Here is a 12182-nt window from a genome sequence, read left to right on the forward strand (position 1 = left end):
CACTATTCCAGCGAGCCGAGAAGAATCCTTTCCAAGTCTAATGTAAACACTCCCCCTGTCAGGGGGAGGTGTCGACCGAGGCATTTTGCGCTGGGCGCTGATTAGAGGTGATGGCGCCGCCCTCAAAGGCAGGGAGCCTCAAATCATGCCAACTTGGCCGCAACGCTTGCGCGGTATTTGTTCACGACGCGGGCAAGGTCGGCGGGGGAGGCGAACTCTCCCTTGTCGGCGGCGTCAATGCCTTGCGCGATCTTGTCGAGAAATCGCTCCTGCCATTCGATCGAATGGCCGTTCTCCAGTGCGTCGGCGACCACCTCGGCCGCGGACAGGCTGGATCGCGCAGCGATCACATCGATGCGCGCCTTCAGGTCGTCGGGAATATCGAGCGTTATCGTCATGCGCCGAGAATGCCAGGTCTCGTTCGAAATTGGAACAACAAACCGGGGATGATGAAGATGAGCGCGCCCCTTGGGAACGGCGCACCCGGATCCCGACCTACCAGTCTAGCCGCAACAGCGATACGCCCTGGCGGGGCAGCGTGGTGCGCAACTCGATCTTGCCGCCATTGACCACCACGCTGGCGACATCCTCGATCTGCGCCAACTGCCCTGCGGCTTCCAGCCTGGCGTAGTCGGCGCCTTGCGGGTTTTCGGGCTTGCCCATGGCTTTCCACGCGCCGAAGGAATTGGAGTGGGTTTCATCCATGCGGTAGTGCTTGAGGGAGGCGGTGCGGTTGCCCCAGCCCTCGATGGAGAGCGTGATTTCGGCATCGGGGCCGGCGGCATCGTCGTCGTGGTAGTGATAGACCAGGACGCTGACGCCGGTGTCGTCGCCGGTGGCGACCACGTTGACGTCGGGCTCGTCGCGGATGCCATGTTCCATGATGTCGGCGATGTCGCGGCGGTGGCTGCTTTGGGTTTCCAGCCAGTCGCCGCCGAGCTTGCCGAGCATGCGGAAGCCGTTGAGCACGGCCTTGTCGACACCATTGGTGGCCAGGTCGCGAAAGCCGTCATACCAGGCCTGGTCGTCGAACAAAAAGGCCCAGGTCACCGCGCCTTCGATATGCAGGTTCTTGGCCTTGGCCAGCTCATAGGTGCGCAGCATACTTTCCACCACATAGACGCCGTAAAGCGGACCATTGCGATAGCCGTTCTGGGGATGCACGCGCGCCGAACAGGCGGCGCAGCCTTCCGGATCGCTTTCGCCGATGACGATGGGCAGGTGCGTCAGGCTGGGGAACTCGTTGATGATGTCGAGATTGGTTTCGATATCGCGCAATTGCTTGTGCAGCCCCATGCGCACATGATCCTGCCAGATCACCGGATTGCCCTTGGCATGGAAGGCGATGAAGTCGATGGGCGAGTCGTGGTCGACCACGTATTGCAGGAACTCGCGCAGGAACTTCTGCGCCTTGGGATTGGAGAAGGCACCGCAGGTGTGGGGACCGCCGACGCGGGCCTTGGGCAAAGCGCGCTTCACCGCCTTGGCGCTGACATCGTACATCTCGCAAAACTGGGGAATGGTGCCCAGCCAGTAATGGCCGTCGGGCTCGTTCCAAACTTCCCAGGGCCAGGTTGAAACCTGCTCTTCGCCATAACGGTCGGCCAGGTGCCGGGCCCAGGCAAACACCAGGTCGCCCCACTTCTGCAAATCATTGGGCGGGGAGGCCCAGCCGGTGACGATGGTGGCGTATTTGTCGGCCGGTTCCCAATGGTGCTTGTAGTCGCCTTCGAAATCGGAGAGCGCCTCGGGCGTGAACCCGATCTGCACCAGCGGGATATTGCCGGCCTCGACATAGGTGTCGAAAATCTTGTCCATGATGGTCCAGTCATAAACCGGCTTGCCGTCTGCATCTTCGGTATAGGCATTGGTCGAGCCCCACTTGAGCGCCGCCACGCCATCGCCCGAGGTCAGCAGGTTGTGCGTCCTGATAAAGGGGGCGGTCGCGCTGAGCGCGGTCAGCTCGCCCAGCAGCTTCTTGCCATGGGGGGAATAGGTGTAGTTCGGCTCGTCATAGCCGAACCAGTTCCACAGCTGGTGATAGGCGCCGGTGGTGCGGTCCGCATGGATGGTGGTCGTCACTTGGATGGGGGCGGTCATAAAGCTTCCTCTGAGCGGTGCGCGGCAAGCTAAGCAAAAACAGGTCTTTGTCAATAATACGATCGCCGACCATGACACCGTTCGCGGCGATCATTGGGAAAACTGGCAGAATTTGCCGGGATTTCGAATCTAGCGGTTGCCGTGCAGCGCAAAATTGTCGATAAAGATCAACGAACCTGCTGCCTGCGGGGAGTCTGAAATGCCCTTAAGGGCGGCGCGGGCAGGGGAGTGTGCAGGGGCGGGCCTTGCCGGCCCGGATCAAAAGCGCTCGCGCTGCGAGCCGCGAGGAGGAAACGCATGAGGCTGTTCAAGAAGATTGCCCTGGCAGCGGTCGCGTCATTATTGGCGCTGCCGGCTCTGGGCCAGGATTTTATCGCCGGCATTCCGCGCAACGAGACGCTGATCATCCAGGGACCGACGGTGCAGAACGCCGACTGGTTCAACCTGTGGGCGCCGGGCGGTGGCGGCGGCGCCAATGTCAACGGCTTGCAGCAGTTGACCACCGATACGCTGTGGTGGATCAACCCCGAAGGCGGCCCCGATGCATGGCTCAATGCGCTGGCCACCGAGCCGCCGATCTATAATGACGATTTCACCCAGATGACGGTCAAGCTGCGTGAAGGCGTGTTCTGGAGCGACGGGGTGGAGTTCACCGCCGACGATCTGGTCTATACCGTCCAGACCCAGATCGATCACCCCGGCATGGGCTGGAGCGCGCCGTTCTCGCTCAATGTCGCCAGCATGGAGCAGCCGGACCGCAATACGGTGATCTTTCATCTCAAGGCGGCGAACTCCCGGTTTCACAGCCTCTTCACCGTGCGCTGGAATGCCGCCTGGATGATGCCCAAGCATGTTTTCGAAAAGGTCGAGGACCCGCTGGCCTATAATTTCAACCCGCCGGTGTCGCTGAGCGCCTATGTGCTCAACAGCTATGACAAGGGCGGCAATTGGGCGATCTGGAAGCTGCGCGACGATTGGCAGCGCACCACGATCGGCATGACGCAGCAGACTGCGCCCGAGGTCAAGTACGTGACCTATGCCGCCTCGGGCAATCCCGAAGCGCGCGTCATCGCCCAGCGCAATCACAATCTGGACGTGATCAATGACATCGCTCCCGAGGGCATGTTCTCGATCATGAAGGACAATCCCACGGCTGCCGCGTGGCTGCCGGGCTTCCCGTTCGCCCACCCCGATCCGACGCTGCCATCGGTGCTGTTCAATCTGCAAAAACCGCCGTTCGACAACAAGGACGTGCGCTGGGCGCTGGCGCTGTTGATCGATATTCGCGCCGTGGCGCTCGGCTCCTATCGCGGGGCCGCGAACCTGTCCGCGCTCGGTGTGCCGCCGACCGGCTCGGCGCCGGACGATTACTTCGTGCCGATGCAGGACTGGCTCAATGCTTTCGAGCTCAATACCGGCACCCGCACCATCAAGCCCTATGATCCGACCCTGGCGACCCAGCTGGCTAATATGGTGCGCAACCAGTGGCCGGACCAGATTCCGACCGATGAGGCGCAATTGCAGCGCATCTTCGGCTTCGGCTGGTGGAAGCAGGACGTGCAGGCGGCAACCGAATTGCTGCAAAAGGCCGGGTTCACCAAGAACGGCAACCAATGGCTCAAGCCCGACGGCACGCCGTTCGAAATCCGCGTGCAGGTCGAGGGCGACGCCATTCCGACCCTGGCCCGTGCCGGCACCACCATTGCCCAACAGTGGAGCCAGGCCGGCATCAAGGCTACCGTCGATGTCGCCGGCCCGACCAACGGGCAGCGCCTGGGCACAGGCGATTTCGAAACCGCGATCTATTGGACCGTCGAGACCTGGGGCGGCCATCCCGATCTCAGCTTCTTTCTTGACAGCTATCGAAGCGACTTCATCAAGCCCACGGGTGAAATCCAGCCGCCGCGCAACCTGCAGCGCTGGCAGGATCCGCGGCTGGACGCCCTGATCGACCGCAACCGCCAACTGGCCTTCGACTCGCCCGAAGTGGTGGCGCTCGGCATCGATTATCTCAAGCTCGCGGTCGAAGAGATGCCGATGATCCCGCTGATGGCCTACAACAAGTTCGCCCCGTTCGACACCACCTACTGGACCGGTTATCCGAGCGCATCGAACCCCTATGCCGCCTCGGGCCCAAACTGGAGCAACCTGCGCTACATGGTGGTGGCGCTCAAGGCCAACCCGGAAGCGCCGAAGCCTTAGTTGCAAGATGCGGGATCCCAACCCCTCACCCGGCTCGGCCCGCTGAACGCGGACCAAGCCACCCTCTCCCACAAGGGGCGAGGGTGGGCGCCGAGTGCGTAGCAATCACCGCGCCCCTTCTCCCCTTGTGGGAGAAGGTGCCCGGAAGGCGGATGAGGGGGCCTTTTTAAAAATTAGGGACCGACCAAGCGGCCGATCTTTCCTTCTCCGCTACCCGCCGATCGGAATGCATATGAACGGCTATCTCGTCTATGTCGCCAAGCGCTTCGGCCAGTTCGTGTTCGTCGTTGTCACCGGCGTCACCCTGGCTTTCCTGATCGCGCATTTCTCGCCGGTCGATCCGGTGGAGCAGACCATGTCGCTGCTGACCAGTTTTGGCGCGACCGATCCGCGCGCCGTCGAAATCCTGCGCCAGTCGCTGCGCGAGCTCTACGGCACCGACGGGTCGCTGATCTCGCAATATTTCCTGTTCTGGGGCCGGGTGATCCGGGGCGATTTCGGGCCGTCGCTGTCGGCTTTTCCCACCCCGGTCATGACCATCATCGGGCGGGCACTGCCCTGGACGGTGGGGTTGCTGACGCTGGCCACCATCATCTCGTGGTGCCTGGGCAATTTGCTCGGTGCCGTGGCCGGCTATTTTCGCGACAGCCGTTCGATCAAGGTGGTGGGCCTGCTGATCATGGCGCTGCAGCCCATCCCCACCTACATCATCGGGCTGACCCTGCTGATCGTGTTCGGTTATCTCTGGCCCATCCTGCCGATCAGCGGTGGTGCCCAGCTCAACCTGCAGGAGGAATTCAGCTGGACCTATATTTCATCGGTGATCCAATACGGCATCTTGCCGGCGCTGACGCTGGTGCTGGTGGGCATGGGCGGATGGTTCGTGTCGATGCGCTCACTGGTCAGCAATATCGTCACCGATGACTACGTGGTGTATGCCGAACTCGGCGGGGTGCCCGCGCGCAAGGTGTTTTCGCAATATGTGGCGCGCAACGCCATGTTGCCGCAAGTCACGGGCCTTGCGCTCAGCCTGGGCAATGTGTTTGGCGGCGCCGTTATCGTCGAGTTCGTGTTCAACTATCCCGGTATCGGCAAGCTGATGATCGCAGGGATTTACGCGGGCGATTTCAGCCTGGTGCTGGGCGTCACCACGTTCTCGGTAATCGCCGTGGCGGCGGCCGTGTTCATCATCGACATCGCCTATCCGCTGATCGATCCACGCGTGAAACTGGGATAGCGCCATGTTCAAAGTCCTTGTCGACCTGTTGCGCTACAATCGCGAGTTCCTGTTCGGAACGTTGATGATCGCCATCATCCTGGCGCTGGTCGCGGCCTCGTTCTTCGCCCCCTATGACGAAATGGCGACCTATAGCGTCATTCCCGACATGCCGCCGGGGGCCGAGTTCTGGCTGGGGACCAATTCGCGCGGGCAGGACATGTTCTGGCAATTGGCCGCCTCGATGCGCAATACGCTGCTGTTCGGCGTGCTGGTTGCCGCCATCAGCCGCGTCATCGCCATCGTGGTCGGGCTGGTGTCGGGCTATGTCGGGGGCAAAACCGACCAGATCATCATGGCGTTCAACGATACGCTGGGGGCGCTGCCCAATATCCCGATCCTGCTGCTGCTGGTGTTCGTGCTGCGCGACCAGATGACCTGGCCGGTGCTGGCCTTTACCGCCGCCATGCTGGGCTGGACCCACGACAGCCGCCTGATCCGTTCGGTCGCGCTGTCGCTGCGCACCCGCGAGTTTACCCGCCATGCGGCGTTTTCGGGCATGCGAACCGGACAGGTGCTGTTTCGCGAACACCTGCCCTATGTCATGCCCATCGTCTTCTTCACCACCATGAACAACCTGATCTGGGCCATCGGGCTCGAGGTCACGCTGTCGATCCTGGGGTTTTCCGACATCAACCGACCGACCATCGGCGGCATGATCTATTGGGCCAACGCCCATTCGGCCATGGTCGCGGGCATCTGGTGGTGGATCGCGGTGCCCATGGTTGCCGTGGTGATCCTGTTCCTCGGCCTGTTTTTGCTGGCCATGTCGGTCAATGAATATATCGACCCGCGCAGCCGGCTCGCACGGATGGGGGCGTGAAGATGGCGCAAATCATGACTGAACGACCAGCAGTCGTCGCCCCCGACGTCCTCACCATCAAGGACCTCAAGGCCTATTACATCAACGAGCATTTCGGCGTGCGCCGGGAAGTCCGTGCCGTCGATGGTATCAGCCTGACCGTGCGGCGCAACGAGGTTTACGGCATTGCCGGGGAATCCTCGTCGGGCAAGACCTCGCTGATCAAGACCCTGGCCGGCGCCATCCGCCCGCCGATGCGGGTGATCGAGGGGAGCGTCAATTTCGATTTCGGCGGCCGGCAGATCGACGTCTATCGCGAGCCAGCCAAGATGAAGGCGGCGCGCTGGCAGAACCTGAGTTACATCATGCAGGGCTCGATGAGCGTGCTCAACCCGGTCCGGCGGATCAAGCACGCCTTCAAGGATTTTGCCTACCGCCATATGGGGCTCGATCCCGCCGCGTTCCGCCAGCGCGTCGAAGCGCATCTGCAGCGCCTGGGGCTGGATCCGAACGTGCTCGAGGCCTTTCCGCACCAGCTGTCGGGCGGCATGCGCCAGCGCGTCACCATCGCGCTGGCGACCGTGTGCGAACCCGAATTCATCATCGCCGACGAGCCGACCACGGCGCTCGACGTGCTGGTGCAGCAGGACGTGCTCGGGCTGATCAAGGACGTGCAGGCTCGGCTCGGCTCGTCCGTGGTGTTCGTCACCCACGACATGTCCGTCCATGCCGCGATCACTGACCGCCTCGCCATCATGTATGCGGGGCGGCTGGCGGAGGAGGGGCCGACCCAGGCCATGTTCGACACGCCGCAGCATCCCTATACCGCCCACCTGATCGCGAGCCTGCCGCGCATCGGCGATGTCACCACGCGCAAGAGCCTGGCGGGCCGGCCGCCCAGCTTGGCCAATCCGCCCAGCGGTTGCCGGTTTCATCCGCGCTGTCCGATTGCCATCGAGCGCTGTTCGAAGGAGGTGCCCGAAATGTTGCCGAGCGCGATCGGCGGCCGCGTCGCCTGTTTCCGCGCCGGGGAGATCAGCGTGCGATGAGCAATCTGTTGGAACTCGACCACGTCACCAAGCTCTATCCCGTTGGCGGGCTGTTCTCGCGCGCGACCATCAAGGCGGTCAACGATGTGAGCTTTTCGCTTGATGCGGACAAGCCGGAGATCTTTGCCGTGGTGGGGGAGTCCGGCTCGGGCAAATCGACCATCGCCAAGATGATCCTGGGCAATGAGGTGCCCAATGCCGGCCGCCTGGTGTTCGATGGTACCGATATCGGCGCCATCCGCACGCGCGCCCGGCGCGAAGCCTTCATGACCAAGGTGCAGCCGGTGTTTCAGAACCCCTTCGAGGCGTTCAACCCGCTAACCCATGTCGATGCCTATCTGTTCGCTACCGCCCATCGCTTTGCCGGCGCCGACACGCAGGGCGAAAAAGAGCGGATCAGCGACGAGGCGCTGCAGCGGGTCGGGCTGTCCATGGCCGAGATCAAGGGCCGGTTCAGCCACGAATTGTCAGGCGGGCAGTTGCAGCGCGTCGCGGTTGCCCGGGCGCTGATCCCGTCGCCCAAGCTGATCGTCGCCGACGAGCCGGTCTCCATGGTCGATGCGAGCCTGCGCATGTCGATCGTCAATCTGTTCCGGCAATTGCGCGACGAGCTCAAGGTCTCGATCATCTACATCACCCATGACCTGGCGACCGCTTACTACATTTCGGATCGCGTCATCATCATGCAGAAGGGCGTGGTCATCGAAAGCGGGAATGCGCGTGCCGTATTGGACAATCCACAGCACCCCTATTCGATCGCGCTTAAGAATGCGGTGCTGCCGCCCGACCCGAAAGCCGCTGCCGCGGCGATCCGGCAACGGCAACTGGACCTGGCGACCGGGTAAATTCGCTTCGGCGATACATATCTGAAATCATGATTATATCGACGCGGGACATAGTCCCGTGCGAGCAGCATCGAAGTGGCCCAAAAGGCTACTTCGATGCTCACCGATTGCTAACGAATGCGTCGCGATTAAACCTTGATGCGAACCATCTGGTAGGAGTAGGGCGGCAGGCTCACCGTCAGCGTGCCGTTTTCAATCTTGGCGCCTTCGCCTTTGCGCGGGGCCACGGCATTCTGGTCGCGGGCGACGTTGACCGCTTCGAGATTGTTGTGCGTCATCACCTGGTGATCCACGACCTGGCCGGCGGTGAAGCCCTGCAGGCTGACATCGACCGGGATGGTCTCGCTGGCATGGCGGTTGACGAGAAAGAAGCTCAGCGTGCCGTCCTCTTCGTTGTGCACGCCGGACACGTCCACATAGGGTGTGTTATCGGCATGAGTGCTGTCATAGCCGGGGGAATTGACCACCAACTGCAATGCAGTGCCACGGCCAAAAACCGACGCGAAGTAATAGGGATAGTAGATCGTCTGCGCCCAGGCCGGGCCGCCCTTTTCGGTCATGATCGGGGCAATGACGTTCACCAATTGGGCAATACAGGCGATCTTGACCACGTCGGAGCGGCGGATGAAGGTGTTGAGGATCAGCCCGACCATCAGCACGTCTTCGAAGTTGTAGATGTCTTCCAACAGGCCCGGGGCATGCGGCCAGCCGCTATTGCCGTCCAGGATCACGCGATCCTGCTTGTTGGAATGGTACCACACGTTCCACTCGTCAAAGCAGATATAGACGTCGCGCTTGCTCCGCTTCTTGGACTTTACCTGGGTAATCGTCGAAGCCACGGTCTCGATATAGCGATCGAGCTTGTGGTTCAGCGCCAGGTAATTGGCGGTATTTTTCTCGCGATTGTTGAAATACATGTGCAGCGAGATGTGGTCGACATGCTCGTAGGTATGTTCGAGCACGATGCGCTCCCAATCGGGATAGCTCGCCATGTCGGCATTGGAGGAGCCACAGGCGATCAGTTCAAGCTTGCTGTCGAACATGCGCATGGCCCGCGCCGTGTTTGCGGCCAGCTTGCCGTACTCGGTCGCATCCTTGTGCCCGACCTGCCAGGGCCCGTCCATTTCATTGCCCAGGCACCACATGGTCACGTTCCAGGGCTCCTTGCGGCCGTTCTTGATGCGCAGGTCGCTCCAGTAGCTGCCCCCCGGATGGTTGACATATTCGAGGAAGTTGCGGGCATCATCGACGCCACGCGAGCCCAGGTTCACGGCCAGCAGCATTTCGGTGCCGACGGTTTCGCACCAGTCGGCGAATTCATGGATGCCCACTGCGTTGCTGTCGGAAGTGTGCCAGGCCAGGTCCAGCCGGGTCGGCCGCTGCTCGCGCGGCCCGATGCCGTCTTCCCAGTTATAGGCGGAAACGAAGTTACCACCGGGGTAGCGAACCACGGGTACATTGAGGTCCTTGACCAGCTTGACGACGTCGCCGCGCATGCCATTGGCATCGGCACTGGGGTGGTCAGGCTCGTAGATTCCCGAATAAATGGCGCGGCCCAGATGTTCGAGAAACGCGCCATAGACGCGATCGTCGATCCTGGAGATGGTATAATCCTTGTGCGCCGTAACCGTCGCCTTCATCGTATCCTCCCAAATATCTGATCTATATCAGTTGCGCCGTTTGTACGTCAGCAGACCGGAGCGCGCAAGCACCCGGACGATACAAATCCTCATCGCGGCGTCAGCGTTCGGTCTCCAGCCGCAACACGATATCCTGATCGTAATTGCCGAAGCCCTTGCCAAAAATATTGATGCCACCCGGGTGTTTAGCGTCCGCCTTGACGGCGATGCGCAAGCGGATGGAGTGATGATTTTCCAGCTCCAGATCGACCAGGGAGATGGGGGAAATCTTCACGCCGTCAACGAAGCTGCCATCGTGGGTGACGCGCCAGGATTTGAGCTTGCCATATTGGCTGCCCTTCAGTTTCCACCAGTCCGGGGTATAGACGCCGCGCTTGTCGCCAAAATCGCCGGGCGACATCCAGGTGCCGATTTCGGTGCCGTTGACCGAAAGCGTGATATCGGACGGCCAGTCGGCCGAGGTCCCCGGAACCTCGGAGGACAGCTCCATGGAGAACTCCATGGACTCGATCCTGTTCTGCGCCAGCTTGGCATTGTTGGGGAATTGGTACTCGACGAAACCGCGGGTGAACCAGATCAGTCCGGTCTTCATGCGATCCGGGTCCAGGAACGTGTCGGGCACGTCGAGCAGGCCGATAATGCCTTCGCTGGAGCAGAGCCCGCAAGGCGCTGAAACCTCGCAACTGGTATAAAGCCCCAGCGGCATGGACACTTCGATGCCATTGGAGCGCTGCTTGGGAATGTCTTCCTTGAACATCACCAGCACTTCATCGAAAGTGGAGTGACAAATCTTCTGGTTGCCCTTGCGCGCCTTTTGCGTCTCGGTCCGGATCAGGCCGGCTTCCTCCAAGATCTGGATATTGGTGGAGACCGTGGATTGCGGCAGGTCCAGCTTTTCAGCGATGTCATTGCCGTTCATGGGGCCATGCACGTGCAAAAGCTTCAGGATGCGGACGCGAATGGTGGAGGCCAAGCCACGAAGGACCTCGAAGTCCTCTTCGGGGTCGACAACCAGAAAATTGCGACTCATTGCGGAAATAACTTCATATTTAAAGCTAGAATGACACCGTATCAGAATTCGTGATTGAATCAAACGCATCGGGCCAGCAGGGCCAGTGCCCTGAAGCGGCACTGATCGAGCAGGCCAAATCCCGGCCGGCACTGACGCATGATCGTCCTGCGTCAAGCGTCGAGCCGGGCAGTGAAAACAGCCGCTATTGACCGGGAACGCGGCCAACCATCTGCCGCTCGACCATCCAGCCGGGATATTCAGGAGGCAGGGCGCTGACCGTATCGAGGCGCTTGAGCTCCTCTGCGGTCAGCTCGACCTCGGTTGCGGCCAGATTGTCGTCAAGCTGTTCGACGCTTTTGGCGCCGATGATGACCGACATGACATGCTTCTGGTGAAGCAACCAGGCCAGGGCAATACGGGCGACCGAAACGCCCTTGGCATCCCCGATCTCGCGCATCACGTCGACAGCGTCGAAGGCGCGATCCTTGTTGACGGGCGGAAAGTCGAAACTGACGCGGCGCGAGCCGTCGGGCCCCTTGCCGTCGCGATCGTATTTGCCGCTCAGCAGGCCGCCGGCGAGTGGGCTCCAGACCATGAGACCGAGCTTCTGATCGTCGATCAGGGGCACCAGTTCGCGTTCCAGGTCGCGGCCGGCAATGGTGTAATAGGCCTGCAAGGTCTCAAAGCGCGCCCAGCCATGCTTGTCCGACAGGCCCAGCGCCTGCATGATCCGCCATGCGGCCCAGTTGGACACGCCGACATAGCGGACATGGCCTTGGCGCACCAGATCGTCCAGGGCGCGCACCACTTCCTCGACAGGTGTCAGCAGGTCCTGGGAGTGGATTTGATAGAGGTCGATGTAATCGGTATCGAGTCGCTTGAGGCTGGCCTTGACCCCATCCATGATGTGGCCGCGCGACGAGCCGCGGTCGTTCGGGCCTTTGCCCATGGCGCCGGTCGCCTTGGTGGCCAGCACGATATCGGTGCGCTGGCGGCCCGAATTAACCATGGCCTTGCCGGTGATCTGCTCGGACAGGCCTTCGGAATAGACGTCGGCGGTGTCGATGAAATTGACGCCGGCATCGAGCGCCCGTGCAACGATGCTGTCCGCCACGGTCTGATCCAGTTGGCCGATCGCGGTCCAGAAGCCGGCGCCGCCAAAAGTCATGGTGCCAAGGCAGATTTCGGAAACGAGCAAGCCCGTTCCGCCTAACGGTTTATAGCGCATGATAAGTTCCGATCCGAAAGATTGTCGC

At 61.4% G+C, this 12182-nt stretch carries 10 protein-coding genes; 5 read left to right on the forward strand and 5 right to left on the reverse strand.

From position 1 onward, the window contains the following. Positions 1-143: 143 nt before the first annotated feature. Both ACFE8X_RS17050 and ACFE8X_RS17055 read right to left on the reverse strand, forming a co-directional pair. On the reverse strand, positions 144-398 hold the full coding sequence (locus ACFE8X_RS17050) for a CopG family ribbon-helix-helix protein (protein WP_375452697.1): 255 nt from the start codon (positions 396-398) through the stop codon (positions 144-146). 97 nt (positions 399-495) lie between these two features. After that, entirely contained in the window at positions 496-2100 is a 1605-nt protein-coding gene (locus tag ACFE8X_RS17055) for a beta-xylosidase (RefSeq protein ID WP_375452698.1), read from the reverse strand. A gap of 297 nt (positions 2101-2397) precedes the next feature. On the opposite strand from ACFE8X_RS17055, the gene ACFE8X_RS17060 reads away from it, so the two are divergent. The 5 genes from ACFE8X_RS17060 (at position 2398) to ACFE8X_RS17080 (ending at position 8274) form a co-directional block, all read left to right on the forward strand. Next, positions 2398-4302 (forward strand): ABC transporter substrate-binding protein, encoded by a 1905-nt coding sequence (locus tag ACFE8X_RS17060; RefSeq protein ID WP_375452699.1) that lies wholly within the window; start codon positions 2398-2400, stop codon positions 4300-4302. Between the two features lie 232 nt (positions 4303-4534). Next, positions 4535-5539, forward strand: coding sequence for an ABC transporter permease (locus ACFE8X_RS17065; protein WP_375452700.1), 1005 nt, complete (start codon positions 4535-4537; stop codon positions 5537-5539). 4 nt (positions 5540-5543) lie between these two features. Beyond that, positions 5544-6401, forward strand: a complete 858-nt coding sequence (locus ACFE8X_RS17070) for an ABC transporter permease (RefSeq protein ID WP_375452701.1) — start codon at positions 5544-5546, stop codon at positions 6399-6401. A 14-nt stretch (positions 6402-6415) separates the two neighbouring features. Further along, positions 6416-7429: an ABC transporter ATP-binding protein gene (locus ACFE8X_RS17075; RefSeq protein ID WP_375452702.1), complete on the forward strand. Its 1014-nt coding sequence runs from the start codon at positions 6416-6418 to the stop codon at positions 7427-7429. Continuing rightward, positions 7426-8274 (forward strand): ABC transporter ATP-binding protein, encoded by an 849-nt coding sequence (locus ACFE8X_RS17080; RefSeq protein ID WP_375452703.1) that lies wholly within the window; start codon positions 7426-7428, stop codon positions 8272-8274. Before ACFE8X_RS17075 ends, ACFE8X_RS17080 begins: the two co-directional genes overlap by 4 nt. Positions 8275-8402: 128 nt before the next feature. On the opposite strand, the gene ACFE8X_RS17085 is transcribed toward ACFE8X_RS17080, so the two are convergent. The 3 genes from ACFE8X_RS17085 to ACFE8X_RS17095 all read right to left on the reverse strand — a co-directional run bounded on the left by ACFE8X_RS17085 (position 8403) and on the right by ACFE8X_RS17095 (position 12154). Continuing rightward, positions 8403-9914: an alpha-N-arabinofuranosidase gene (locus tag ACFE8X_RS17085; protein ID WP_375452704.1), complete on the reverse strand. Its 1512-nt coding sequence runs from the start codon at positions 9912-9914 to the stop codon at positions 8403-8405. Between the two features lie 100 nt (positions 9915-10014). Further along, a complete protein-coding gene (locus tag ACFE8X_RS17090; protein ID WP_375452705.1) occupies positions 10015-10944 on the reverse strand; it encodes an ArsR/SmtB family transcription factor in 930 nt (309 codons plus the stop codon). A 184-nt stretch (positions 10945-11128) separates the two neighbouring features. Further along, positions 11129-12154 (reverse strand): aldo/keto reductase, encoded by a 1026-nt coding sequence (locus ACFE8X_RS17095; RefSeq protein ID WP_375452706.1) that lies wholly within the window; start codon positions 12152-12154, stop codon positions 11129-11131. Positions 12155-12182: the final 28 nt, after the last annotated feature.

It is taken from the genome of uncultured Devosia sp. (assembly GCF_964244875.1).
Classification (GTDB): Bacteria; Pseudomonadota; Alphaproteobacteria; order Rhizobiales; family Devosiaceae; genus Devosia.